At 72.3% G+C, this 25,574-nt stretch carries 24 protein-coding genes; 20 read left to right on the forward strand and 4 right to left on the reverse strand.

Annotated features, from left to right (window positions below):
* Positions 1-60: 60 nt before the first annotated feature.
* The 3 genes from ACFWZ2_RS12480 to ACFWZ2_RS12490 all read left to right on the forward strand — a co-directional run bounded on the left by ACFWZ2_RS12480 (position 61) and on the right by ACFWZ2_RS12490 (position 3,247).
* A complete protein-coding gene (locus ACFWZ2_RS12480; RefSeq protein WP_384545027.1) occupies positions 61-1,035 on the forward strand; it encodes an aldo/keto reductase in 975 nt (324 codons plus the stop codon).
* Positions 1,036-1,157: 122 nt separating this feature from the next.
* Positions 1,158-1,709, forward strand: coding sequence for a TetR/AcrR family transcriptional regulator (locus ACFWZ2_RS12485; protein WP_384545028.1), 552 nt, complete (start codon positions 1,158-1,160; stop codon positions 1,707-1,709).
* Positions 1,706-3,247 carry an MFS transporter gene (locus ACFWZ2_RS12490; protein ID WP_384545029.1) on the forward strand — a complete coding sequence of 514 codons (1,542 nt, stop codon included), beginning with the start codon at positions 1,706-1,708 and terminating at the stop codon, positions 3,245-3,247. The genes ACFWZ2_RS12485 and ACFWZ2_RS12490 overlap by 4 nt, the downstream gene beginning before the upstream one ends.
* A 185-nt stretch (positions 3,248-3,432) precedes the next feature.
* Here the strand turns inward: ACFWZ2_RS12490 and ACFWZ2_RS12495 are convergent, their stop codons facing one another.
* Entirely contained in the window at positions 3,433-4,122 is a 690-nt protein-coding gene (locus ACFWZ2_RS12495) for a lysophospholipid acyltransferase family protein (protein ID WP_079074771.1), read from the reverse strand.
* Positions 4,123-4,484: 362 nt separating this feature from the next.
* Between ACFWZ2_RS12495 and ACFWZ2_RS12500 the strand changes: the two genes are divergently transcribed.
* The 3 genes from ACFWZ2_RS12500 (at position 4,485) to ACFWZ2_RS12510 (ending at position 6,809) form a co-directional block, all read left to right on the forward strand.
* Positions 4,485-5,666, forward strand: coding sequence for a glycerophosphodiester phosphodiesterase (locus ACFWZ2_RS12500; protein WP_384545030.1), 1,182 nt, complete (start codon positions 4,485-4,487; stop codon positions 5,664-5,666).
* 74 nt (positions 5,667-5,740) lie between these two features.
* Positions 5,741-6,268, forward strand: coding sequence for an RNA polymerase sigma factor (locus ACFWZ2_RS12505; RefSeq protein ID WP_384545031.1), 528 nt, complete (start codon positions 5,741-5,743; stop codon positions 6,266-6,268).
* Positions 6,269-6,305: 37 nt separating this feature from the next.
* Positions 6,306-6,809, forward strand: a complete 504-nt coding sequence (locus ACFWZ2_RS12510) for a GNAT family N-acetyltransferase (RefSeq protein ID WP_384545032.1) — start codon at positions 6,306-6,308, stop codon at positions 6,807-6,809.
* 60 nt (positions 6,810-6,869) lie between these two features.
* Here ACFWZ2_RS12510 and ACFWZ2_RS12515 read toward each other — a convergent pair whose 3' ends face one another.
* Together ACFWZ2_RS12515 and ACFWZ2_RS12520 are read right to left on the reverse strand one after the other, a co-directional pair.
* The gene (locus ACFWZ2_RS12515; protein ID WP_384545033.1) at positions 6,870-7,319 is read right to left on the reverse strand and encodes a hypothetical protein; all 450 of its coding nucleotides are present in this window, start codon (positions 7,317-7,319) and stop codon (positions 6,870-6,872) included.
* A 1-nt stretch (position 7,320) separates the two neighbouring features.
* Positions 7,321-7,680 (reverse strand): hypothetical protein, encoded by a 360-nt coding sequence (locus ACFWZ2_RS12520; protein ID WP_384545034.1) that lies wholly within the window; start codon positions 7,678-7,680, stop codon positions 7,321-7,323.
* 108 nt (positions 7,681-7,788) lie between these two features.
* On the opposite strand from ACFWZ2_RS12520, the gene ACFWZ2_RS12525 reads away from it, so the two are divergent.
* The 10 genes from ACFWZ2_RS12525 to ACFWZ2_RS12570 all read left to right on the forward strand — a co-directional run bounded on the left by ACFWZ2_RS12525 (position 7,789) and on the right by ACFWZ2_RS12570 (position 21,467).
* Positions 7,789-8,436, forward strand: coding sequence for an HAD family hydrolase (locus tag ACFWZ2_RS12525; protein ID WP_384545035.1), 648 nt, complete (start codon positions 7,789-7,791; stop codon positions 8,434-8,436).
* Between the two features lie 402 nt (positions 8,437-8,838).
* Positions 8,839-9,897 carry a methionine ABC transporter ATP-binding protein gene (locus tag ACFWZ2_RS12530; protein ID WP_384545036.1) on the forward strand — a complete coding sequence of 353 codons (1,059 nt, stop codon included), beginning with the start codon at positions 8,839-8,841 and terminating at the stop codon, positions 9,895-9,897.
* Positions 9,894-10,640 (forward strand): methionine ABC transporter permease, encoded by a 747-nt coding sequence (locus ACFWZ2_RS12535; RefSeq protein ID WP_384545037.1) that lies wholly within the window; start codon positions 9,894-9,896, stop codon positions 10,638-10,640. The genes ACFWZ2_RS12530 and ACFWZ2_RS12535 overlap by 4 nt, the downstream gene beginning before the upstream one ends.
* Before the next feature lie 82 nt (positions 10,641-10,722).
* On the forward strand, positions 10,723-11,559 hold the full coding sequence (locus ACFWZ2_RS12540; RefSeq protein WP_384545038.1) for a MetQ/NlpA family ABC transporter substrate-binding protein: 837 nt from the start codon (positions 10,723-10,725) through the stop codon (positions 11,557-11,559).
* Between the two features lie 2 nt (positions 11,560-11,561).
* On the forward strand, positions 11,562-12,392 hold the full coding sequence (locus ACFWZ2_RS12545; RefSeq protein ID WP_384545039.1) for a MetQ/NlpA family ABC transporter substrate-binding protein: 831 nt from the start codon (positions 11,562-11,564) through the stop codon (positions 12,390-12,392).
* 153 nt (positions 12,393-12,545) lie between these two features.
* Positions 12,546-13,226 carry a GNAT family N-acetyltransferase gene (locus tag ACFWZ2_RS12550; RefSeq protein ID WP_384545040.1) on the forward strand — a complete coding sequence of 227 codons (681 nt, stop codon included), beginning with the start codon at positions 12,546-12,548 and terminating at the stop codon, positions 13,224-13,226.
* Between the two features lie 149 nt (positions 13,227-13,375).
* Entirely contained in the window at positions 13,376-14,602 is a 1,227-nt protein-coding gene (gene cbiE, locus ACFWZ2_RS12555) for a precorrin-6y C5,15-methyltransferase (decarboxylating) subunit CbiE (protein WP_384545041.1), read from the forward strand.
* Positions 14,603-14,959: 357 nt separating this feature from the next.
* Positions 14,960-19,129, forward strand: coding sequence for a nicotinate-nucleotide--dimethylbenzimidazole phosphoribosyltransferase (gene cobT / locus ACFWZ2_RS12560; protein WP_384545042.1), 4,170 nt, complete (start codon positions 14,960-14,962; stop codon positions 19,127-19,129).
* 191 nt (positions 19,130-19,320) lie between these two features.
* Positions 19,321-20,559: a uroporphyrinogen-III C-methyltransferase gene (cobA, locus tag ACFWZ2_RS12565; RefSeq protein WP_384545043.1), complete on the forward strand. Its 1,239-nt coding sequence runs from the start codon at positions 19,321-19,323 to the stop codon at positions 20,557-20,559.
* Between the two features lie 89 nt (positions 20,560-20,648).
* Positions 20,649-21,467 (forward strand): TrmH family RNA methyltransferase, encoded by an 819-nt coding sequence (locus tag ACFWZ2_RS12570; protein ID WP_384545044.1) that lies wholly within the window; start codon positions 20,649-20,651, stop codon positions 21,465-21,467.
* Between the two features lie 16 nt (positions 21,468-21,483).
* On the opposite strand, the gene ACFWZ2_RS12575 is transcribed toward ACFWZ2_RS12570, so the two are convergent.
* Positions 21,484-22,764: a serine/threonine-protein kinase gene (locus ACFWZ2_RS12575; RefSeq protein WP_384545045.1), complete on the reverse strand. Its 1,281-nt coding sequence runs from the start codon at positions 22,762-22,764 to the stop codon at positions 21,484-21,486.
* 196 nt (positions 22,765-22,960) lie between these two features.
* Between ACFWZ2_RS12575 and ACFWZ2_RS12580 the strand changes: the two genes are divergently transcribed.
* The 4 genes from ACFWZ2_RS12580 to ACFWZ2_RS12595 all read left to right on the forward strand — a co-directional run bounded on the left by ACFWZ2_RS12580 (position 22,961) and on the right by ACFWZ2_RS12595 (position 25,462).
* Entirely contained in the window at positions 22,961-23,227 is a 267-nt protein-coding gene (locus ACFWZ2_RS12580; RefSeq protein WP_384545046.1) for a hypothetical protein, read from the forward strand.
* A 200-nt stretch (positions 23,228-23,427) separates the two neighbouring features.
* Positions 23,428-23,631, forward strand: a complete 204-nt coding sequence (locus ACFWZ2_RS12585; RefSeq protein ID WP_384545047.1) for a hypothetical protein — start codon at positions 23,428-23,430, stop codon at positions 23,629-23,631.
* Between the two features lie 463 nt (positions 23,632-24,094).
* Positions 24,095-25,075 (forward strand): aminoglycoside phosphotransferase family protein, encoded by a 981-nt coding sequence (locus tag ACFWZ2_RS12590; protein ID WP_384545048.1) that lies wholly within the window; start codon positions 24,095-24,097, stop codon positions 25,073-25,075.
* A gap of 69 nt (positions 25,076-25,144) precedes the next feature.
* Entirely contained in the window at positions 25,145-25,462 is a 318-nt protein-coding gene (locus tag ACFWZ2_RS12595) for a zf-TFIIB domain-containing protein (protein WP_384545049.1), read from the forward strand.
* The last annotated feature ends 112 nt before the right edge of the window (positions 25,463-25,574 follow it).

Raw genomic sequence — 25,574 nt, forward strand, 5'->3', positions numbered from 1 at the left:
ACGGGCATCGCGGGATACGTTGGTCGGCATCCGCAAGGAACCGACCGAACGGAGCCCGTGATGCCCTTCGCCCGGCTGGCCGCAGCCACGACCCCGACCGCGCACATGGGGCTCGGTCTCGCCGCCGTCGGCAGGCCCGGCTACATCACGCTGGACCGCGAGGCCGACCTGCCGCCGTCCCGCAGCGTCGAGGCGCTGCGCGAACGCACCCTCGAACTCCTCGACGCCGCCTATGCGCTGGGGATCCGCTACGTCGACGTGGCGCGCTCCTACGGCCGCTCCGAGGAGTTCCTCGCCGACTGGCTGCACGCGCGGCCCGACATCCGCGACGTCGTCGTCGGCAGCAAGTGGGGCTATACGTACACGGCGGCCTGGCGCACCGACGCCGAGGGCCCGCACGAGGTCAAGGACCACAGCGCGGCCGCGTACGCCCGCCAGCGCGCCGAGACCGCCGAGCTGCTCGGCGACCGGCTCGACCTCTACCAGATCCACTCCGTGACGCCCGGGAGCCCGGCGCTCACCGACAAGGAACTGCACGCGCGGCTCGGTGAACTCGCGGCCGACGGCGTGACCGTCGGCCTCTCCGTGAGCGGCCCCGAGCAGGCGGCCGCGATCCGCGCCGCCCTCGCCGTGACCGTGGACGGGAAGCCGCTCTTCCGTACGGTCCAGGCGACCTACAACCTCTTCGAGACCTCGGCGGGACCCGCGCTCGCCGAGGCGCACGGCGCGGGCCTGACCGTGCTCGTCAAGGAAGGCATGGCCAACGGCAGGCTCGCCGCCCCGCACGCGCCCGCGGTACTGCGCGAGGTCGCCGGGGAGACGGGGCTCGGCTGCGACGCGGTGGCGCTCGCGGCGCTGCTCCGCCAGCCGTGGACCGGCGTCGTGCTGTCCGGCGCGGCCACCTCCGTCCAGCTCGTCTCGAACCTGCACGCCGCCGCCGTCGACCTGACCGGCGAGCAGCTGGAGCGCCTCGCGGGGCTCGTGGAGGAGCCCGCCGCGTACTGGGAGCGGCGCGCGCGGCTGCCCTGGCGCTGAGGCGCCCGTCCGGCCGCTCCGGCGCTGCTCCGGCGCTGTTCCGGCGTTGAGGCGGCGCCCGGCGCGGTGACCGGCGACAAACCGGTGAGACGTCCCTGTCTCACGTGGATTATGGTTGTCTCATGTCAGTCGATCGCGACCAGGTCCTGCGCAGCGCCGCGGCCCTGCTCACCCGAAAAGCCACCTCCACGATGGATGAGGTCGCCCGCGCAGCGGGCATCAGCCGGGCCACCCTGCACCGCCACTTCGCGGGCCGCGACGCACTCGTACGGGCCCTCGAAGACCTCGGACTCCAGGAGTGCGAGGCCGCCCTGGAACGGGCCAGGCTCGACGAGGACAGCGCCCAGGACGCCCTGCGCCGCCTGGTCCGGGAGATCGAGCCCGCCGCGGGGCTGCTCGCGTTCCTCGTCACCGAGAACCAGCTCTTCGAGGGCGACACCCAGAACGAGGGCTGGGCCCGCCTGGACTCCCACGTCGGCGCACTCTTCCGGCGCGGCCAGGAGAGCGGCGAGTTCCGCATCGACCTGACACCCGCCTGGCTCACCGAGGCGCTCTACGGGCTCATCGGCTCGGGCGCCTGGGCCGTGCAGGACGGCCGAGTGGCCGCCAAGGACTTCTCGTACATGATCGCCGAGCTGCTGATCGGCGGCGCACAGCGGAGAGTGGATTCATGACCAGCACCCACCAGCGGACCGTTCCTGCCGAAGTGGAACGCAGCCCCGGCCGCTGGCTCGCCCTCGCCGTGCTCGTGCTCGCCGTACTCCTGGTCGCCGTCGACGCGACCGTGCTCGGCCTCGCGACGCCCTTCCTCAGCGAGGACCTCAAGCCGTCCGGCACCCAGCTGCTCTGGATCGGCGACGTCTACTCCTTCATCATCGCGGGCCTGCTCGTGTCGATGGGCAGCCTCGGCGACCGCATCGGCCGCAAGAAGCTGCTGCTCACCGGCGCCGTCGCGTTCGGCGCCGTCTCGGTGCTCAACGCGTACGCGAGCAGCCCGGAGATGATGATCCTCGCGCGAGCGCTGCTCGGTGTCGCGGGCGCGACCCTGATGCCGTCCACGCTCGCCCTGATCAGGAACATCTTCCACGACCCCAAGGAACGCAGCCTCGCCGTCGGCATCTGGGGCGCCGCGGCCTCCGCGGGCGCCGCGGTCGGCCCCGTGGTCGGCGGCTTCCTGCTCGAACACTTCTGGTGGGGCTCGGTCTTCCTGATCAACCTGCCCGTGATGGCGGTGCTCGTGCTCGTCGGCATGAAGCTGCTGCCCGAGTCGCGCGACCCGAACCCCGGCCCCTGGGACCTGATCAGCGTCGGCCTCTCCCTCGTCGGCATGGTCGCGGTCGTCTACGCCGTCAAGGAAGCGGCCGTGCACGGCTTCCGCTGGGACATCGTGGCGGCCGCCGCCCTCGGCATCGCGGCCCTGTTCTGGTTCGTACGACGCCAGTTGACGCTGAAGTCGCCGCTCCTCGACATGCGGCTCTTCCACCACAAGGGCTTCTCCGGCGCCGTACTCGCCGACCTGCTGACCATCCTCGGCCTGTCCGGACTCGTCTTCTTCCTCTCCCAGTTCCTGCAACTGGTCCAGGTGCGCTCCCCGTTGGAGGCCGGACTCATCGAACTGCCCGCCGCCGTCGGCGCGGTGGGCGCGGGCCTCACGGCCGGCATCGTGGCCCGCAAAGCCTCGGTGCGCAGCGCTGTCTCCGGCGGTCTCGCCGCGGTCGGCCTCGCGCTCGCCGCCTGCGTGGCGATCGGCGCGGACACCGGAGTGGTGGCGCTGGGCTGCGCGCTGTTCCTCGGCGGCCTCGGCGCGGGCCTCGCCTTCACCGTCACCGCCGACGTGATCCTCTCCAGCGTGCCCAAGGAGCAGGCGGGCGCGGCGTCCGCGGTCTCCGAGACGGCGTACGAACTGGGCGCGGCCCTCGGTATCGCCTTCCTCGGCTCCGTCGTCACCGGCATCTACCGGGACTTCACCACTCCGGCGGGCGTCCCCGCCGACGCGGCCGCCGCGGCGCACGACTCGCTCGGCGGCGCGGTCGAGGTGGCGGCGACGCTGCCTCCGGCGCAGGCGGACGCCATGCTTGCCGCTGCGCGCGGGGCGTTCACGGACGGCTTCCAGACCGCCGCGGGGGTCGGCTCGGCGGTGCTCTTTGCTACGGCCGTCGCGGCGTGGTTCCTCCTGAAGGGCCAGAAGCTGGAGGACGGCCTCGAGCATTAGCGCTCCGCGGTGCCGGTCCATTCGTCTGCGGGCCGCAGGGGGCTGAGCGCGCAGTTCCCCGCGCCCCTTACGGGGCTCGTCGCCCCGCTGTGCCCACGTCGCCGAGCAAGCGAAACGCAGAACGCCCGCCCCGGTGCAGAGGAGTTGGTCCTCGGCACCTGGGCGGGCGCACCGAAACTAAAGGCTTACGCGGCCTTCGCCTTCGTGGCGTACATGTCCACGTACTCCTGGCCGGAGAGCAGCATGACCTCCGTCATCACGGAGTCGGTCACGGCCCGCAGCACGTACCGGTCGCGGTCCATCCCGTCGTAACGGGAGAACTCCATCGCCTCGCCGAAGCGGACCGTCACCTTGCCGGGCCGCGGCAGCCCCTTCCCGCCGGGCTGGAGCTTGTCCGTGCCGATCATCGCGAAGGGGACGACGGGCGCGCCGGTCATCAGGGTCAGCCGGGCGATGCCGGTACGGCCCCGGTACAGGCGTCCGTCGGGGGAGCGCGTGCCCTCCGGGTAGATGCCGAAGACCTTGCCGTCGTCGAGAATGCGCCGACCGGTCATGAGGGCGGCGACACCACCACGTCCACCGTCGCGGTCCACCGGGATCATGCCGACGCCCGTGAAGAACCACGCCATGAGGCGGCCCTTGAGACCCTTGCCCGTGACGTACTCGTCCTTGCCGATGAAGAACACCGGTCGGTTGGTCACCAGCGGCAGGATCATCGAGTCGATGAACGTCAGATGGTTTCCGGCCAGGATCACCGGACCGGTCCCCGGGATGTTCTCGGCGCCTTCTACCCGCGGGCGGAACATCAGGCGCAAGATCGGTCCGAGCACTGCCTTGATGAGCGCTAGACGGGACAACAGGCCCTCCGGAGTCAACGGGTCGACGACGAGTAAATGCAGGTGAGGACGATACTCGTGGGTCGCAGCCGATTGCACATCGGGTTCATGCACTCGATACGCAGTGTTGACCTGAGTTTGCACGGTATTGCCCTGGGGCGTCGTCTCTGCGACGACCGTATCCCCGAGGGGGCGGTGTGGCCCGAAGTAGTGGTCCTTGTCACGCACACACTTCTCTCTGCGTAGCGGCCCCAGGAGGCGACCGCCACCTCCATGGTGCGCCCACTCGCCACATGCCGTCATCCCGCCGTTCCGTCCGGGGGCTCCCACTCGTCACTCGCGGCCACCTACGATCGGTCCCGCTTTGTCAGGTGCAAGGCGGTACATCGGGAGGAGCGCCAATGGCGACGCAGGAGTCGGGTCAGCAGCAGCCGGGAACGAGCCCGGGGCGGCGGGCGGTACTGGGGGTGGCGGTCCTCGGCGCGGGCACGGCCGTGGCAGGGCTGCCCGGCATGGCGAGAGCCGGCGAGCGGCACGGCGGCGGGCACGGCGGGCACGGCGGCTACCAGGACCTGCCGGTGCCCACGGTCGTCGCGCACCGGGGGACCAGCGGCTACCGGCCCGAGCACACGCTCGGCTCGTACCAGCTCGCCCTCGACATGGGCGCGCACGTCATCGAGCAGGACGTCGTGCCGACCAAGGACGGCCATCTCGTATGCCGTCACGAGAACGACATCACCGCGACGACGGACGTCTCGGCGCACCCCGAGTTCGCGTCCCGCAAGACCACCAAGTCCGTGGACGGCGTCTCGCTCACCGGCTGGTTCACCGAGGACTTCACGCTCGCCGAGCTGAAGACGCTGCGCGCCAAGGAGCGCATCCCCGGCACCCGCCAGCGCAACACCCTCTACGACGGCCGCTGGGACGTGCCCACCCTCGAAGAGGTCCTGAAGTGGGCCGACCAGCAGGGCCGCAGGCGCGGCAGGCCGGTCTGGCTGCACATCGAGACCAAGCACCCCACGTACTTCCGCAAGCTGGGCCTCGGCCTCGAAGAGCCGCTCGCCAAGCTCCTGCGCCGCTACGGACGCCACAAGAAGAACTCGGCGAACTTCCTGCAGTCCTTCGAGCCCAGCAGCCTCCAGCGCCTGGCCAAGCTGGTCTCCGCGCCGCGCGTCGTGCTCCTGTCCACCGCGAACTCCCGCCCCTGGGACTTCGTCGAGGCGGGCGACCCGCGCACCGTCGCCGACCTCATCAAGCCCGAGGGCCTGACCTGGATGGCGGGCTTCGCGCAGGGCATCGGTCCCACCCTGGACCTGATCATCCCGAAGAAGGCGGACGGCAGCCTCGGCACGCCCACCACCCTCGTCAAGGACGCGCACGCGGCGGGCCTGATCCTGCACCCGTACACGATGCGCAACGAGAACACCTTCCTGCCGACCGACTTCAAGAAGGGCACCGACCCGAACGCCTACGGAGACGCCTTCGGCGCCTTCAAGGCGTACTTCGCGACGGGCATCGACGGGATCTTCTCCGACAACTGCGACACCGCGCTCCTCGCGGCCGCCGACTTCGTCAACGGCTGACCCCGAGGGCCCGGTTGGGGTGAGAGACGGCCGCTGCGGAAACCCGACGCCGGAGCGGCCGCGTCCCGCCCTGCATGACCTACGACCTCGCCCCCACGCTCATCCCCGCCCTGCGCCCGCTGCTCGCCGCCGAGGCGTCCGCGGAGGCGCTCGGCTCCGGCACCGACCCCGGAGACCTCGAACAGGGCGTCTGGCTGCTGTTGTTGGAGCGCCTGGAGTCCGAAGGGCCGCCCGCCGACCCGGCGTTGTGGGTGCGCGGCGCCGTCCAGTCGGAGGCGCGCCGCAACCGTCGTACCGCGCAGCGCGAAGTGGCGTACACGACCGAACCGGCCGACGACGGCGAGCGCGGCCCCGAGCAGCGCGCACTGACCGCCGACCGGCACCGCACCCTGCACGCCGCGGTGCGCAGGCTGCCCGGCCGCTGCCCCCGCATCATGGCCGCGCTGCTGTCCCCCGAGGACCTCACCTACCGCGAAATCGCAGGGGAGTTGGGAATGTCACAGGGCAGCCTGGGGCCGGAACGTTCCCGATGCCTGGGATGCCTGCGCAGAATGCTGGCGGCGGAGGTTGCAGCTCCTGAACCCTGGGGAAAGGAGCGATAGACAACCGGTGGAGCAGGTGAGCGGGAGGCATGCACACATGGGCATGAGCGTGACCATCTCGGCGGCGACCGAAGCGGACGCCGAACAGATCCTCAAACTGCAGTACCTCTGCTACCAGAGCGAGGCCGAGCTCTACGACGACTACTCGATCGAGCCGCTGACGCAGTCGCTCGACTCCATCAGGGCCGAACTGACCACGGGCGTCGTCCTGGTGGCCCGGCTCGGCGACGAGGTGGTGGCCTCCGTGCGCGGCACGGTCGACGTGGCGGGCACGGCCCGGATCGGCAAGCTCATCGTGCACCCCAGGATGCAGCGGCACGGCCTCGGCGGGCGGCTCCTCGACGAGGTCGAGCGGCGGCTCGGCGCGGCCGGCACGGCGAAGTGCTTCCAGCTCTTCACCGGCCAGCGCAGTGAGCAGAATCTTCAGCTGTACCGCAAGCACGGGTACGCGCCGGTGCGCACGGAGCGGGTGGACGAGCGGCTCACGGTGGTGACGCTGGCCAAGGACGTGTCGGCGGGCGCGTACGTGGCGAGCGCTTAGTGCCCCGTACGGGGCGCGGGGACCTGCGCGCCGAGCCCTCACCGGCCCGCAGGTGAACCGCTAACCGGCGTACGCCTTCCGCGCCTTCGTGAGCCAGAAGATCGCCGTCACCGGCAACAGCACCGGGATGAACAGATACCCCATCCCGAAGTCCGACCACACCGTGGCGTCCGGGAACGCGGAGGGTTCCGCCAACGTCCAGGCGCCCACGGCGAGCACCCCCACGAGCTCGGCGGCGCAGCACACCAGCGCCGCCTTGCGGGCCGTGTCACCGCCGCGTACGAGCGAGTAGGTGATGAAGCCGTAGACGACCCCCGCGATCGCGGACAGCGTGTACGCGAGCGGGGCCTTGTCGAAGTCCGTCGAGATCTGCACGGCCGACCGCGACACCGCGCCGACGACCATCACGCCGTACAGCCACACCAGCAGGATGCCGGGGCCGGTGATCAGCTTCTGCCGGGCGGGAGTCGCGTCCGTGCCTGCGTTCTTGTCGGGCTCGGTCACCGTCACCTCAGCCTCCCCAGATGTCGTAGAGCCGCACTTCGAGCACGGCGAGGACCACGCCGCCCGCGGCGACCGTCAGCGAGCCCCAACGGGAGCGCTCCGCGAGGGACATGAAGCCCGCCGCGGGGACGCACGCGAAGGAGCCGAGCAGATACGCCACAAAGATCGTCGTGCCCTGCTCGGGGTCCTCGCCCCGCGCGAGCTGGACGATGCCGACGATCAGCTGGACCAGGGCGAGGAAGGTCACCACGCCCATGCCGATGAAGTGCCAGTCCTTGGTCGGCTGGTCGCGGTAGGCGGCGAGACCGCACCAGGCGGCGAGGGCGAGCGCGGCCACGGAGACCGCGATCGTCAGGGCGTCAAGCATGCCCGTGACTTTATTACGGGTCCTTTGACCCGATGCGCGCGGCCCTGGGGACCGGCGGGGCCGCCCGATGACGACCTGCCGGGAGGGTGCCGCGTAGGGTCGGTGACCATGAAGATCCAGGCTGACGCGCTCCTGTTCGACAACGACGGCACCCTCATCTCCTCCATGGAGTCGGTGTACCGCTGCTGGACGCGCTGGGCGCAGGAGTACGGGATCACCGCCGAGGACTTCGGCCGGGTCGAGCTGCACGGCCGCCCCGCCGCCGAGATCGCCGCCGACCTGCTGCCCCCGGAGAAGGTCGCCGAGGCCGTCGCCCGCATCGACGAGCTGGAGGTCTCCGACGTGGCGGGCGGTGTCGTCCTCCTTCCCGGCACCCGCGAGCTGCTCGCCTCGCTCCCCGCGGACCGCTGGGCCGTGGTGACCTCGGCGACCCGCAGGCTCGCCGAGGCCCGGCTCGCCGAGGTCGGCATCCGCCCCGGACTGCTCATCGCCGCCGACGACATCACGCGCGGCAAGCCCGACCCCGAGCCCTTCCTGCTCGCGGCCGGGAAGCTCGGCGTCGACCCGGCGCGCTGCGTGGTCTTCGAGGACGCCCCCGCGGGTCTTCAGGCAGGTCGGGCCGCGGGCATGAAGACCGTGGCGTTGGCCACAACGCACGACGGCGCCGAGCTGTCCGCCGACGTCCTCGTCAAGGACCTGTCGGCGGTGTCCGCGCAGGCCACGGCGGGTGGCGTGGAGATCACCTGCGCCGCATGAGCCCTCGGCCGCCGGTGTCCGCAGCCGTCCCACCGCTGTCCGCTATACGGACAGCGGTGGTGGACAGCCACCTCACGCGTGTTTTACTTGGGCCCATGACCACGACGAGCAGCCGCACCCTTGCGACCGAGGCGATGATGACGCCCGGTGCTCGTTGTATGTGTCGAATGTGCGCCTTCTGAGGGCCCCCGCACCACCTCTGAGCCTCGCGCCCCGAAGCGAAGCCGCTGTGCCGCGCCCCTACGTGACGTACGAGCCGTACTCGACGTAGGAAGCGAGCCCGCCCCGCGCACACGTCCTCCGGTTCCACCGCACCACCACCGCGAGAACCGTGCCGCGTTCCGAACGAATGCCCCGTGCCCGGCACCGCCTGCCGCGCACTCGACAGTGACGGAAACCCCTGTGATCACCACTTCCGGCCTCACCAAGGTCTACCGCTCACGCGGTCGTGAAGTAACCGCCCTCGACGGAGTCGACCTGCACGTCCGTGAGGGCGAGGTGTACGGCGTCATCGGCCAGTCCGGCGCCGGCAAGTCCTCCCTGATCCGCTGCGTCAACCTCCTGGAGCGCCCCACCTCCGGCACGGTGACCGTCGACGGACAGGACCTCACCGCCCTGGCCGGACGCGGCCAGCGCGCGGGCAAGGAACTGCGCCGGGCCCGCAACCGCATCGGCATGGTCTTCCAGCACTTCAACCTGCTGTCCTCGCGGACCGTGCAGGCCAACATCGAGCTGCCCCTGGAGATCCTCGGCCTCTCCGGCCAGGAACGCTCCCGCAAGGCCCTCGAACTGCTCGACCTGGTCGGCCTCGCCGACAAGGCGAAGAGCTACCCGAGCCAGCTCTCCGGCGGCCAGAAGCAGCGCGTCGGCATCGCCCGCGCCCTGGCCGGCGACCCCAAGGTGCTGCTCTCCGACGAGGCCACCAGCGCCCTCGACCCCGAGACCACCCGCTCCATCCTCCAGCTCCTGCGCGACCTCAACCAGCAGCTCGGCCTGACCGTCCTGCTCATCACGCACGAGATGGACGTCGTCAAGAGCGTCTGCGACTCCGCCGCCCTGATGGAGCGCGGACGGATCATCGAGTCCGGCACCGTCAGCGAGCTGCTCGCGACGCCCGGATCCGAACTCGCCGCCGCGCTCTTCCCGGTCAGCGGCGACGCCACCGGCGAGAACCGCACCGTCGTCGACGTGACCTTCCACGGCGAGGCCGCCACCCAGCCGGTCATCTCCCAGCTGTCGCGCACCTACAACATCGACATCTCGATCCTCGGCGCCGCGATGGACACCGTCGCGGGCAAGCAGGTCGGCCGCATGCGCATCGAACTGCCCGGCCGCTTCGAGGAGAACGTCGTCCCGATCGGCTTCCTGCGCGAGCAGGGCCTGCAGGTCGACATCGCGGGCGAGGATTCCTCGACCACGCCCAAGGACGCCACGCTGCTGGTCAAGGAAGGTGCCAAGTGACCTGGTCGGAGATGCAGCCCCTGCTGGAGCAGGCGTGTTGGGACACCCTCTACATGGTGGGCTGGGCGACGCTCATAGCCATCGTCGCCGGACTGCCCATCGGCATCCTGCTCATCCTCACCGAGCGCGGCGGGCTCCTGCAGAACACCGTGCTCAACAAGGTGCTCGGGCAGATCGTGAACATCGCGCGCTCGATGCCCTTCATCATCCTGATGGTCGCCCTGATGGGCTTCACGCGCTGGATCGTCGGCACCACGATCGGCCGCGAGGCCGCCCTCGTGCCGCTCGCCGTCGGCGCCATCCCGTTCTTCGCGCGCCTGGTGGAGACCTCCGTCCGTGAGGTCGACGGCGGGCTCGTCGAGGCCGTGCAGTCGATGGGCGGCTCCACCTGGACCGTCGTACGCAAGGTCCTCGTCCCGGAGTCGCTGCCCTCGCTGATCTCCGGCGCCACCACCACGATCGTCGCCCTCATCGGCTACTCCGCGATGGCGGGCACGGTCGGCGGCGGCGGCCTCGGCGACCTGGCGCTGCGCTACGGCTACCAGCGCTTCGAGACCGAACTGATGTGGATCACCGTGGCGATCCTCGCCGTGGTCATCTCGATCATCCAGTTCGCCGGCGACTACGCCGCCCGCAGGCTGCACAAGCGCGGCGGCGGCTCCGGTCCGCTGCTGCTCTTCAGGCCGCTGCGCGGAGTGCTGCCCGGCACCGTCGCCGCCGAGACGACCACCAAGACCGGCTGACCGGGGCCCGCCCGGGCCCCACCCGCAGACTTCCCCGCGCACCTTCGCGGGGCTGCACCACCCATGGAGAAAGGCACTTTTCGTGCGTAACACCGCCAAGATCACCACCGCTGTCCTCGCCACCGGAGCCCTCACCCTCGGCCTCGCCGCCTGCGGCTCCGACAAGGACTCCGCCGACAAGGACGGCAAGCTCGTCGTCGCCGCGACCCCGACGCCGCAGGGCGAGATCCTGGACTACGTCCAGAAGAACCTCGCCAAGAAGGCCGGTCTCGACCTCGAGGTCAAGGAGTTCACCGACTACGTCACGCCGAACACCGCCGTCCAGCAGGGCGAGGTCTTCGCGAACTACTTCCAGCACAAGCCGTACCTGGACGACTTCAACAAGAAGAACGGCACGGACATCGTGCCCGTCCCCGGGGCCACGGTTCACCTGGAGCCGCTCGGCGTCTACTCCAAGAGCCTCAAGAAGCTCGGTGACCTGAAGGACGGCGCCACCGTCGCCGTCCCGAACGACACCACCAACGAGGCCCGCGCCCTCAAGCTCCTCGCCGACAACGGCATCATCGAGCTCAAGAAGGGCGTCGGCTACGAGGCCACCCCCAAGGACATCGCCAAGAACCCCAAGAACATCAAGTTCAAGGAGCTCGAGGCCCCCACGCTGCCGCGCAGCCTGGGTGACGTCGACGCCGCGGTGATCAACGGCAACTACGCCCTGGAGGCCAAGCCCGCGCTCAGCCCCGCCAAGGACGCCCTCGTCGCCGAGGCCGCCAAGGGCAACCCGTACGGCAACTTCCTCGCCGTGAAGAAGGGCGACGAGAACGACCCGCGCGTGAAGAAGCTCGCCAAGCTCCTCACCTCGCCCGAGGTCAAGAAGTTCATCGACGAGAAGTACGACGGCGCCGTCGTCGCCGCGTTCTGATCATGCGTACGTCCGTCATGGGCGCCGCCGCGGGGACCCTGGCCCTCGCGCTCGCCCTCACCGCGTGCGGCGCGGACTCCGACGGCGGCTCGGGAGGCTCCGGCGACAAGCTCGTCGTCGGGGCCACCCCGACCCCGGCCGGCGAAGTCCTCGCGTACATCCAGAAGAACCTCGCGAAGAAGGCGGGACTCGACCTCCAGATCACGGAGTTCACGGACTACGTCACGCCGAACACCGCGCTCCAGGAGGGCTCCCTCGACGCCAACCTGTACCAGCACACCCCGTACCTGACGGACTTCAACAAGTCCAAGAAGACGGACCTGGTGCCGGTCACCGAGGTGTACCTGCCACCGATGGGCGTGTACGCGAAGAAGGCCAAGGACGTCGCCGACCTCTCCGAAGGCGCGACCGTGGCCGTTCCGAACGACACCACCAACGAGGGCCGGGCGCTCCAACTGCTCGCCTCCAAGGGCGTCATCGGGCTCAAGAAGGGCGTCGGCGGCACCGCCACCCCCGAGGACATCACGTCCAACCCGAAGAAGCTCACCATCAAGCCGCTCGAACCGGCCCAGCTGCCGCGCTCGCTGGACGACCTCGACGCGGCCGTCATCAACAACAACTACGCCCTCGACGCCGGACTCAGCCCGAAGAAGGACGCCATCCTCCTGGAGTCCGCGAAGGGCAATCCCTACAACAACGTCCTCGCCGCCAAGAAGGGCGACGAGGACGACCCGCGGATCAAGAAGCTGGCGAAACTGCTGACTTCGCCCGAGGTGAAGAAGTTCATCGAGGACAAGTACAAGGGATCCGTCCTGCCCGTCGCGACGGGCTGAACGTTCCGCCGCACCCGGCACACCCACGGGGTCCTCTCCCGATACAGGAGAGGACCCCGTGGTGCGTCCGCGCGCCGACATGCTGCATGCTGGGCACTTCAGAAGGCCTGGAGCTGAAGGTCCTTCAGGTCTATGAAGGGTATGGAGCGGCGCATGACTACAGCCTCCTCGGGAGCATCGGGCACGTCGGACACCTCAGGGTTTCCCGACATCTCCATCAGCACGGAGCGGTTGGTGCTGCGCCCCCTCGAAGAGGCGGACGTCCCCGCGTACGCGGAGATGATGAACGACGAACTCGTCACCGCCTGGACCTCGGTGCCCCAGCCCTACACCGAGGACGACGCCCGTGCGTGGATCACCCGGCTCGCCCCCGCCGAGCGCGCCGAGGGCCGCGGCATCGTCCTCGCCGTCACCGAGTTCCTCACCCAGCGCCTTGTCGGCATCGTCCAACTGCGGTGCACCGACTGGCGGGTGCGCTCCAGCGAACTGAGTTACGTCGTGGCGCCCTGGGCCCGCGGCGAGGGCTATGCGTCGGAGGCGGCGCTCGCCACCGCTCAATGGCTGTTCCACGACCAGAAGTTCGAACGCATCGAGCTGCGCACCGCCGCCGACAACACCGCCGCCCAGCAGGTCGCGCAGAAGATCGGCTGCATCAGCGAGGGCGTCCTGCGCGGCGCCTGGATAGCGCGCACGAGAAACGGCGGCGACCCGTTCGGCGGCTGGCTCGACGTCCGCACCGACCTCATCGTGTGGAGCCTGCTCCCCGAGGACATCGAAGGCGTCTCCGAGAGCCTCGCCGACACCGGCTTCTCCGCCTACTCCGACTGGAACTGAGCCGGACCCCGCAGGACCGCGCGGACGGCCCACGTCGCCCGGGCGCCGCCGAGCTCCACCAGGTACGCTCGCCCCTGGCCGCGTGCGCGGTCGCCCCCCTGCCGCCGCCCCGCACGGACGACCCGCGAGACCTCAGGAGACAGACGACGATGGCCGACCGGGTCACGGTGATCGGCTGGGACGGCACGCCACTGACCGCCGCCGCGCGCTCCGCGCTCGGCGCGGCCACCCTCGTGGCGGGCGCCGCCCACCACCTGGCACTGGGCGAGGTCCCCGCCCGCGCCGAACGGATCCGCCTCGGCAGCGTGTCCCTCGCCGCCCGCCGCATCGCCGCCCACCGCGGCACCGCCGTGGTCCTCGCCGACGGCGACCCCGGCTTCTTCGGTGTCGTACGCACCCTGCGCGCCCCCGAATTCGGCCTCGAGGTCGAAGTGGTGCCCGCCGTCTCCGCCGTCGCCCAGGCCTTCGCCCGCGCGGGCATGCCCTGGGACGACGCCGAGGTCGTGGTCGCCCACCGCCGCACCCTGCGCCGCGCCGTGAACGTCTGCCGCGCCCACCCGAAGGTCGCCGTCCTCACCTCGCCGGGCGCGGGCCCCGCCGAGCTCGGCCTGCTCCTCCAGGGCGTCCACCGCACCTTCGTGATCTGCGAGGAACTCGGCACCGACCGCGAGCAGGTCTCCGTCGTCACCTCCGACAAGGCCGCCGACCACAGCTGGCGCGACCCGAACGTCGTCATCGTCATCGGCGGTTCGGGACCCGGCGCCGCCGCTTCGTCCGACACCGGCTGGATCGCCGGACGCGAACCGGCATCGGCGCCGCGCGGCTGGGCGCTGCCCGCCGCCGAGTACGGCGGTGACGTCTGGCTCGGCGAGGGCGAGACCGACCGGCTGCGCTCCGCCCAACTCGCCCGCCTCGGTCCGCGCGTGGGCGACCTCGTCTGGGACATCGGCTGCGGCAGCGGCGCCTTCACCGCGGAGGCGGCCCGGTTCGGCGCCGCCGTGATCGCCGTCGACCGGGACCCGGACGCGCTGGGCCGCACCACGGCCGCGGTGCGCCGCTTCGGCGTGCAGGCGCAGACCGTGCACGGCGTCGCCCCGCACATCCTCGAAGACCTGCCCGAGCCCGATGTCGTACGCGTCGGTGGCGGGGGAGCCGCGGTGGTCTCCGCCGTCGCCGACCGCCGCCCGGAGCGCATCGTGACGCATGCGGCGACACGCGACGCCGCCGAACTCATCGGCAGGGACCTCACCGAGCACGGATACGTCGTCGAATGCGCCCTCCTGCAGTCCGTGGAGCTCGACACACGTGCCTGGCGGGAAGAGAAGCGGACGGTGGTATTCCTGCTCTCCGGGCGGCTGCCCGACCGTTCCCCGTGACCCTGTCGGCACACGGCGCGAGGTAGGCTGGCCGATCGTTGTACTGCACTCGGGTGGCCAGCAGTTCGTTGGTCAATGTCCGGAAAGCTCGCCCGTTTTGAGGGGTGTGTGTGGTACGGCAGGACCGGAGGACGCGCAACGTGGCGCAGTCCACAGCGGGCCGTGGCCGATCAAGCTGCCGCGGTGGCGGGCCGACCGGGACAATGCCTGTTGTCCGGTACGCGGTTCGTGCCGCGCGGCGCGCACGCTCGTTGAGGATGACGGGCGGTTGGTGCGCCGCTCCGGGCAATGGGGCCTCCCCGGCCGAAGGCTGAGGGACGGTCGAAGACGCACTAACCGATGGGCGAGGGGTTACGCATGACCGACACCGGCCAGGTCCCGGGCGAGGGGCTGCCGGAGAACGCAGGCATGGTGGAACAGCCGGGCGTCCCCGCGCCGGGTGCGTACACCTTCCTCGACCCCTCCGACGGCCCCGCCGAGGACGACGACCTGCTGCTGATGCCGGGCGCCCAGGGGGCGTGGAGCGAGGCACAGTCGGCACAGCAGCCGGGCCACGCCCAGGTCCCCGGTCATGCCCAGGCTCCGGGCCACGCCCGTCCCGCGACGGGTCAGCCGCAGGCGGTGCACCAGCCGGGTCCGCACGAGACCGCGGGCCGTGACAGCGGTTCCGTCGACCTGAACGGCGTCCGCATGCCCGGCTCCCCGCCCGCCTCGTCGCACGCGGGACCGGCCCGCCGTCCCCTGCACCGCGGCCCCTCGGGGCCCGCCGTGCCCGACGGCGCGGGCAGCCCCGTGCGATCGCTCGCCGACCGCGGCCCGGCCGGTGCGACGCCGCCGCAGCACGCCGTGCCCGTACGGCACGCGGGTCCGCCGACGACGGGACCCGAGTACCTCGACATCCCGCGCGACGACGCAGGTGTCCCCGGGCCGCAGCTCGGTGAGATCCCGCAGGGGGCCACGCCGTGGACTCCGCAGCCGCAGCCGTCCCACTCGCCCCAGCCTTCCGCGCCTCAGGGGGCTTACGCCGCAGCAGCAGAAACGGTCGTCCCAGGCGACGCTGGGGCCTCAGGCGCCCCGGACGCCTCGGGTGTCGCGGCCGCCTCGGGTGCCTCAGGCGCCCCGGGTGTCCCAGGTGTCCCTGAGGACGCATCGGCATCACAGACCACAGAAGCACCGGAGGCACCCGCTGCCGCCGAGCAGCCCGCGCACTCCGTACCGCCCATGCACCCCGCGCAGACCCCCGAGCAGGGGCTGTACGCCGCCCAGGGCGCGGAGTTCGAGCAGGGCACCCCGGCCGCGGGCACTCCTGTGCCGGGTGTCCCGATGCCGGGTGCGCAGATGCAGGGCGCTCAGGTGCCGGGTGCTCAGCTCCCCGGGACCCCGCTGCCCGGTACCCCGGCCCACGGCACCCCCGTGCCCGGCGCCGAGCTGCCCGGCGCGCCCGGTCCCGCCGCCTTCCCGCACGCGGCGGACGCCGCCGACGCCGCGGCCCGGCCCGTCCCCGCGGCCATGCCCGTCCCCGGTGCCGCTCCGGCCGGGCAGCCCGTCGCCGATGCCGGTGCGTTCCCGATGGGCGATCGGATGGGCGATCGGATGGTCGACCCGATGGGCGCCCCGATGAGCGAGCAGCCCGCCTTCGCCCAGGCCGTGCCCGCCGCCGTCGGGCAGACCCCGTTCGCCGTCGCGTCGGCCCAGCCGTGGGACGGGTCCGGGATCCCGCACGCCGACGAGGCCGGGCGGCCCGGCCTCGCCCCCGACACCGCGCAGGGCATGCCCGCCGGACTCGGCGCGGTCGGCACCCAGCGCGTACGCGGCGGGGAGGGCGGCCAGGCGGCCGAGGCCCGGCACGCGGCCCAGGGCCCGCACATCCCCGGCCCCCAGACGCCCCAGGACGCCGGGACCCCGGTGCCCTCGTCGCTGTCCGGTGACGGCGGAGCCCAAGTGCCCACGCCCATCGGCCAGTTCGTGCCGGTGGACGGCATGGTGCCGACCACGCCCCACCTGGCGCCGACCCCGCCGCAGCCGCTCGCCGTCCCGCCGGAGGGACCGGCCGCTGAGGCTGCTCCGGAGGTCGCTCCCGAGACCGCTCCCGAGGCCGAGGCCGCCGCGGACGCCGAGCAGTTCGCGGTCCGGGCGGCCACCCCCGCCGAGCCCGCCGACGCGGGCGCCGCCCCCGTCGTCGTACCGCCGGTGGCAGAGCAGGGAGCGGCGCAGGCCGCGGCCCCCGCGGAGGACCCGGCGGCCGCGGACGCGGTGCCGACCCCCGCCACCGTGCCCGCCCCGCGTGACGGCGGCGGTGTCGCGGCGGCACCCCCCACCGAGGGCGCTGCCCCCGCCGACGCGGCTCCCGCGCCGGAGGCAGTGGTTCCGGTCAGCGAGACCACGGGCGAAGCCGTGGAGAACGCCGAGGCAGGGCCGGTCACGCCGGTCGTGCCCGCCGGGTTCCCCGCGGCGCCCGAGACGGCCGATGTGGCCGAGGAGTTGGACGAGGCCGACGAAGTCATCTCGTTCGAACCGATCGATGCGAACGAAGTGACGGAAGTGGCCGAAGCACCTGAGATGGCCGTAGCGCCCGAAGCACCTGAGAACCCCGTGGCACCCGAGGGAGCCGAGGCCTTCCCGGCACCGGCCGTCCCCGAGGCCCTCGAAGCACCGGAGGCCGCCGAGGCCGCCGGAACCCCGGACACGACCGAGGCCCCGGAGACCCCCGAGGGCCCCGAAGTCCTTCAGGCCCCCGAAGCCCTCGCGGCGGGCGAGCCCGTCGACGCCTCCGCCGAACTCCCGGCCGCCGTCGGCGCCCCCGCTCCGGCCTACGACGACGCCGAGCGCGAGGCCGTCCTGCGCGTCATGCGCGAGCGCCGCGACATCCGCAACGGCTTCCGCGGCGACGCCATCCCGCACGAGGTGCTGCTCCGCGTCCTGGAGGCCGCGCACACCGCCCCGTCGGTCGGCCACTCCCAGCCGTGGGACTTCGTCGTCATCAAGTCCGCCGAGACCCGGCGCACGATGCACGAACTGGCCATGCGCCAGCGCGACGCGTACGCCAAGTCCCTGCCCAAGGGCCGCGCGAAGCAGTTCAAGGAACTGAAGATCGAGGCCATCCTCGACACCCCGGTGAACATCGTCGTCACCGCCGACCCCACCCGCGGCGGCCGCCACACCCTCGGCCGGCACACCCAGCCGCAGATGGCCCCGTACTCCTCGGCGCTCGCCGTCGAGAACCTCTGGCTCGCCGCCCGCGCCGAGGGCCTCGGCGTCGGCTGGGTCAGCTTCTTCGACGAGCGCGAGATGGTCCGCGCCCTCGGCCTGCCCGAGCACCTCGAAGTCGTCGCCTACCTCTGCGTCGGATACGTCGACGAGTTCCCCGACGAGCCCGAGCTGATGCAGGCGGGCTGGTCCAAGCGCCGCCCGCTCTCCTGGGTCGTCCACGAGGAGACGTACGGCCGCCGCGCCCTGCCCGGCGAGGACCCGCACGACCTGCTCGCCGAGACCGTCTCCAACATCCGCCCGCTGGACGCCAAGGCGCTCGGCGAGGCCTGGGAACGCCAGAAGCGGATGACGAAGCCGCCGGGCGCGCTCGGCATGCTGGAGATCATCTCCGCCCAGCTCTCCGGCCTGTCCCGGATGTGCCCGCCGCCCATCCCGGAGCCCGCGGCCGTCGCGATCTTCGCGGGCGACCACGGCGTGCACGCCCAGGGCGTCACGGCCTGGCCCCAGGAGGTGACCGCGCAGATGGTCGCCAACTTCCTCGGCGGCGGCGCGGTCTGCAACGCCTTCGCCAACCAGGTGGGCGCCGAGGTCTGCGTCATCGACGTGGGCGTGGCCAGCGAACTCCCGGCCACCCCGGGCCTGTTGCCCCGCAAGGTCCGCGCGGGCACCGCCGACATGACGACCGGCCCCGCCCTGACCCGCGAAGAGGTCAAGGCGGCCATCGAGGTCGGCATCGAGACGGCCCGCGACCTGGTGGCCGCGGGCAACAAGGCCCTGCTCACCGGCGAGATGGGCATCGCGAACACCACCGCGTCCGCGGCCCTGATCTCCGTCTACACCGACACCGACCCCTCCGAGGTCACGGGGCGCGGCACGGGCATCAACGACGAGATGCACACCCGCAAGGTCGAGGTCGTCCGCCGCGCCCTCGACCTCCACAAGCCCGACCCCGCGGACCCGATCGGCGTCCTCGCGGCGATCGGCGGCCTGGAGCACGCGGCGATGGTCGGCCTCCTGCTCGGCGGCGCCTCCCTGCGCACCCCCGTGATCCTGGACGGCGTCAGCGCGGGCGCCGCGGCCCTGGTCGCCCGCGCCATCGCCCCCGAGGTCCTCGCGGCCTGCATCGCGGGCCACCGCAGCGCGGAGCCGGGCCATGTGGCGGCCCTGAACAAGCTGGGCCTGCGCCCCCTGGTCGACCTCGACCTGCGCCTCGGCGAGGGCACGGGCGCGCTGCTCGCCCTGCCGGTCGTGCAGAGCGCGGCCCGTGCGATGCACGAGGTGGCCACGTTCGACTCGGCGGGCGTCACCGAGAAGTAGGCCCCGAGGCGAACACGGGCTGGGGCAAAGCCCCGCACGCGGCGGAGCCGCAGAATGTCACGGCCGGGAAGGGGCGGGCTTGGGGAAGAGAACCCAACCCGCCCCGGCCATACTGAACCCGCACGTCAACACCCCCGCCGCTGCACCGCCGCAGCGGCAGCCGCAACGCCCCGCACGAGGAGCCACCAGCCATGCCCACGGCCGAAAACCCCGCCTACCCCGTCGGCCTCCGCCTGACCGGGCGCCGCGTCGTCGTCCTCGGCGGCGGCCAGGTGGCCCAGCGCCGCCTCCCGGCCCTCATCAAGGCGGGCGCGGACGTCCTCCTCGTATCACCGTCGGCGACCCCCTCCGTGGAGGCGATGGCCGACGCGGGCGAGATCACCTGGACCAGGCGCCGCTACGAGAACGGCGACCTCCAGAACGCCTGGTACGCCCTCATCGCCACCAGCGACGCCGCAGCGAACACCCAGGCATCCGCCGAAGCCGAGCGGCACCGCGTCTGGTGCGTCCGCTCCGACGACGCCGAGGCCGCCACCGCCTGGACCCCGGCCACCGGCCGCTCCGAGGGCGTCACCGTCGCCGTGCTCAGCAGCGACATCCAGGACCGTGACCCCCGCCGCACCGCCGCCATCCGCGACGCGGTCGTCGAGGGACTGCGCGACGGCAGCCTGGTCGCCCCGCACCTGCGGGTGCGCACGCCGGGCGTCGCCCTGGTCGGCGGCGGCCCCGGCGACCCCGACCTGATCACGGTCCGCGGCCGCCGACTGCTCGCCGCCGCGGACGTCGTCATCGCCGACCGCCTCGGCCCCCGCGACCTCCTCGACGAACTCCCGCCGCACGTCGAGGTCATCGACGCGGCGAAGATCCCGTACGGCCGTTTCATGGCCCAGGAGGCGATCAACAACGCCCTGATCGAGCACGCCAAGCAGGGCAAGGCCGTCGTCCGCCTGAAGGGCGGCGACCCCTACGTCTTCGGCCGCGGCATGGAGGAGGCCCAGGCGCTCGCCGAGGCGGGCATCGCCTGCACGGTCGTCCCCGGCATCTCCAGCTCGATCTCGGTCCCGTCGGCCGCAGGCATCCCGGTCACCCACCGGGGCGTCGCCCATGAGTTCACGGTGGTCAGCGGCCACGTGGCGCCGGACGACGAGCGCTCCCTGGTCGACTGGGCGTCCCTGGCCAAGCTGCGCGGCACCCTCGTGATCCTGATGGGCGTCGACAAGATCGGGAAGATCGCGGAGGCCCTGATCGCCCACGGCAAGGCGGCCGACACCCCGCTCGCCCTGATCCAGGAGGGCACGACGGCCGCACAGCGCCGCGTCGACGCGACGCTCGGCACGGTCGCCGACGCGGTGCGCACCCACGAGGTGAAGCCCCCGGCCGTCATCGTCATCGGCGACGTGGTGAAGGCCGGCCTGGCAGAGCCCGCGTAACCGTCCCCGAAGCACCCGCACGTAACCAGCGGTAACGGAACCCGTCCCCAGCCGTTGGCACCACACCCAGGACAAGGCAGTATCACCCTGTGGCTGATCTCATCACCGTCGACGACCCCGACGACCCGCGCCTGCGCGACTACACCGGACTGACCGACGTCGAACTGCGCCGCAAGCGCGAACCGGCCGAGGGCCTGTTCATCGCGGAGGGCGAGAAGGTCATCAGACGGGCCAAGGACGCCGGCTACGAGATGCGCTCCATGCTGCTCTCGGCCAAGTGGGTCGACGTCATGCGCGACGTCATCGACGAACTCCCTGCTCCCGTGTACGCGGTGAGCCCGGAGCTCGCCGAACGGGTCACCGGCTACCACGTGCACCGCGGCGCCCTCGCCTCCATGCAGCGCAAGCCGCTGCCCACCGCCGACGAACTCCTCGCGACCACCCGCCGCGTGGTCGTCATGGAGGCGGTGAACGACCACACCAACATCGGCGCGATCTTCCGCTCCGCCGCGGCCCTCGGCATGGACGCGGTCCTGCTCTCCCCGGACTGCGCCGACCCGCTCTACCGCCGCTCGGTCAAGGTCTCGATGGGCGCCGTCTTCTCCGTCCCGTACGCCCGCCTGGAGTCCTGGCCCAAGGGCCTGGAAGGCGTGCGCGAGGCGGGCTTCAACCTGCTCGCCCTCACCCCGGACGAGAAGGCCAAGTCCCTGGACGAGGCGGCCCCGCACCGGATGGACCGCGTCGCGCTGATGCTCGGCGCGGAGGGCGAAGGACTCTCCACCCAGGCCCTGGTCGCGGCCGACGAATGGGTCCGCATCCCGATGGCCCACGGCGTGGACTCGCTCAACGTGGGCGCGGCGGCGGCAGTGGCGTTCTACGCGGTGGCGACGGGCCGCCCACAGCTCTGAGCGGGGGCGTGAGCCCTCAGCTCCCGCCCGCCGAATCGGCCTGGCGGCTCTGGGTCTGTTCCTTGTGCACGTCCAGGTCGCCGAGGCTGCGCGAGGGCCCCTGACACCCCTGCGCGGCAGCGATGCCGAGCGCGACCAGCAGCGTCACCACCACGAAGACGAAGAGCCGCTGCCGCAGCAGCCGCGGATTGGCGGGCCCGCGCCGCCCCGTCCCCGTGGTGCGGGGCCCCTGCCGCCCGGTGCCGCTGCGCGGGGCGGGCCTGCTGCCGGAGCGGGGCGCGGGCCGGGAGCCGGACCGCGAGGCGTTCGGGCGGGACGAGCCGGGCCGCGACGAGCCGGTCCGCGGCGGGGGAGTGGCACCGGGAGCGAGCCGCCGCTGGGTGCGCTGCTCTGCATACCCCTCGGCGAGCCGCCCCGTGGGCCGGTCGTGGTCCTGCCGCGGCGCGGGCGGCCGCACATCGCCGATCCCCTGCGCCTCGCGGGCGGCGATCTCCTTGAGCCTGAGCGACAGTTGGAGCGTGCTGGGCCGCTCCTCGGGATCCTTGGCGAGACAGGCCCGGATCAGCGGCGCAAGCGCGTCGGGCACGCCGTGCAGCTGCGCTTCCTCGTGTACGACGCGGTAGAGCATGACCTCGGAACTGCCGTGCCCGAAGGGCGAGTCCGCCATGCCCGCGTACGCGAGCGTCGCGCCGAGGGCGAAGACGTCGGTGGCGGGCGTGACGGCGGCACCGCGCACCTGCTCGGGCGCGAGGAAGCCGGGCGACCCGACGGCCGTGCCGACATGCGTCAGGGTCGAGGCACCCGTGGCCCAGGCGATGCCGAAGTCGATGATCCGCGGCCCCTTCGGGGACAGCAGGATGTTCGACGGCTTCAGATCACGGTGGACGACACCGGCCTCGTGCACGGCCACGAGACCTTCGGCGAGCGCCGAGCCGACCACGGCCACATCGGCGGCGGAGAGCGGGCCCTCCGCGGCGACCTTGTCGTGCAGCGAGGGCCCGGGGACGTACTGGGTGGCGAACCACGGCCGGTCGGCGTCGAGATCGGCGGCGACGAGCCGCGCGGTGCAACCGCCCCTGATCCTGCGGGCGGCGGAGACCTCCCGCGCGAACCGCGACCGGAACTCCTGGTCCTCCGCCAGATCCGGCCGGATCACCTTCAGCGCGACGCGCTGGCCCCGCCGGTCGGAGCCCAGATAGACGACGCCCATGCCGCCGGCGCCCAGGCGCCTGTGCAGCCTGAACGAGCCGACGACACGCGGGTCCTCGCGCCGGAGCCGCATCATCGCCATGTCCATCCCCGCTACCCGGTCCGTTTGACGAGCCACAGCTTACGTTTCCGCGGCCGGGCACGTGCAGAGGCCGCGCCCTCACGGCCCGATCGATTGTCAGTGCCGGATGGGAAACTTGAAGAGTGGTCAGGACACGGGGGACGAGGGGCCGTTCACACCACCCCGATCCCCAACCATCCATCGCTGAAGGGGGATTGATCCCGTGAAGGGTGATCGCGTGGAGATAGTCGTGGACGCCGGGGACACGACGCGTACGTACGAAGTGGTGGCGAGCCGGGCGGGCCGCCGGGTGGAGACGGCGGTGCGCAGGGGAGTGGTGGAAGTGAGCGAAGTCACCCGCAGCGGCTCCGTGGTGCGCACGGCGCGCTTCATGGCCACCCGCGTCCTGGCCCTGGTCGAACAGCCGGTCCCGAGGGAGGACACCTCGGAAGTCACGGCCCGACCCCTGCGGGAAGACCCTGAGTCCTAGGACTTCGTCTCCACCCACGGGAGTACATACGGACCGGTCGCTCATCCTCCGGGAGGCCCGGCAATCGGTACGAGGGCATGACGTCCAGGACCCCCCGCGCACCTAGATTTGAAGTCAAGCGGCGGGTGGCAGCACTCGTCCCCCGAGGTCAGGCACCCGCCGCTGCCAAATCCACATCGAGATCGGTCAGGAGAGGAACCATGGCGGACACGGCACCGCGGACCATGCTCCGCACGCAAGGACGCAGGTTCTCCGCGTTCGGCGTCCGCCCGTCCGGCACGCGTCACCCCTTGGTGGCGACGGCCATGGTCCTCCCCCTGGCAGCCCTGCTCGTAGTCGTCTTCGGCGGCTGGGACGCAGTGGTCACACAAGCGTCGTCCGTGGGCGTGATGCTGGGGCGCTGAGCGGCGCCCCAGGCCCGGAAGAGCGGTCCGGGCGGGGACATCCGGCCATGAAACCCCGTGGGGACGGGGGTGCGGCGGACGGCACGACAACCCGCGCAGCTGGGGAGCTGCGCGGGTTGTTTCTTTTCCCCCGGCACCGGGCCCCTTGCCCGCCCACCCCATGCTTGCGCCTCCGTGAGCGCCCCCAGGCGACGTGGGCACAGCGGAGGCGACCACGCACCCGCAGCCGCAAACGCTCGCGAGGGGACGTGGGGGTATGTGCGCACGGAGCACCTCGACCCACGCTGACGGCAAACACTGACCGCGGCACAAACCACGGGATAGCGAGTACGCACATACCCCCGCGGCCCCGCCCCACAACCGAACCGCAGGCGCCCCACACTCCACGCCCCACGCCCCACAGCACCGCACCCCACCACCCCTGCGTACCCTCACCCAAAAGCCCCACCACCCCGGGACCCCCGTGACCACCGCCCTCATCCCCACCCTCACCGCCAAGGCCAGAGCCGCAGCCCACCCCACCGCCACCCCCACCCCCACCCCCGAAGCCAAAACCCCCTGCACCTGCCCCACCCCCGTCCTCGCCCACCGCACCGACGCCTCAGTCCTCCGCCACGGCCCCATCGTCGTCAAGGCCCACGCCCCGGACTCCCACCCCGCAGACCTGACCGCCCGCCTGGCAGCCGCCACCCACCCGCCCCTAGCGGACACCCTCCTCAGGCCCCTGCGCCCGACCCCCACCGAACTGCACGGCCGCCTCGTCACGTTCTGGCCGTACGGCACCCCCGTAGACCGCGACACCCCCGAAGCCGCCCCATGGGAAGCGGCCGCCACGCTCCTGGCCCAGCTGCACGCGCTCCCCCCGAGCGACCTCCCGCACCCGCTGCCCCCCATGCGCGGCCCCGCCAAGGCCGCCCACGCCGTGACCAGGCTGCACGCGGCGGGCCCCCACCCGGCCGCACCCCCGGTCCTCCGTGCCTGGGCGGCCCTGCCCCCCTGGGCCCGCGCGGAGGCCCCTGCGCCAGGCCCGCACCTCGTGTGCCACGGCGACTTCCACCTGGGCCAGCTGGTCCGCACCCCCGAGGACCACTGGCTCCTGATCGACGTGGACGACCTCGGCACCGGCACCCCCGCATGGGACCTGGCCCGCCCCGCCGCCTGGTACGCCTGCGGCCTGCTCGCCCCCGACGAGTGGACCCGCTTCCTGGACGCCTACCGGGGTTCCCGCGGCGCCGCGCTCCCCGCGGACGGCTCCGACCCTTGGCCCGTGCTCGACGTCCCGGCCCGCGCCCTGACCGTGCAGACCGCGGCGCTGGCGATCGCCAAGGCCGTCGCGGCGGACCGTCCCCTCGACGAGATCGAGCAGGCTCTGGTCGACGCCTGCGACCGCATGGCCCGAGTGACCACCCTCCCGGAGGAGTTGGCGCCGGAGGCCACGAAGTAGGGTGCAACGCACCGAAGCCGGGCAGTAATCCGGCGAAGCAGTTACCACCGGCGAGGAGTTGAGCCGTCCATGCAGTGCCCCAAGTGTCACGCACCGATGCATACGTACAACCGCAATGGCGTCCAGATCGAGCAGTGCAACGGCTGCCGCGGGATATTCCTCGACTACGGCGAGCTGGAGTCCCTGACCCGGCTCGAGGCCCAGTGGGGCGGCCAGCAGGCCCCGCCCGCGCCCCCGGCCCCCCAGGCGTACCCCGCGCCCCCGGCCCCCCAGGGCTACCCCGCGGCCCAGGCTCCCGCGTGGGGCGCCCCGCACGGCGGCCACGGCGGTCACTACGGCGGCCACAAGCGGCACAAGAGCTTCGGGCACATGCTCTTCTCGTCCTGAGCATCCCGGGAACGATGAAGCCCCGGCCGTGGGAACGGCCGGGGCTTCATCTGTGTGGTGCGCGATACTGGGATTGAACCAGTGACCTCTTCCGTGTCAGGGAAGCGCTCTC

It is taken from the genome of Streptomyces sp. NPDC059002, assembly GCF_042740435.1.
Classification (GTDB): domain Bacteria; phylum Actinomycetota; class Actinomycetes; order Streptomycetales; family Streptomycetaceae; genus Streptomyces.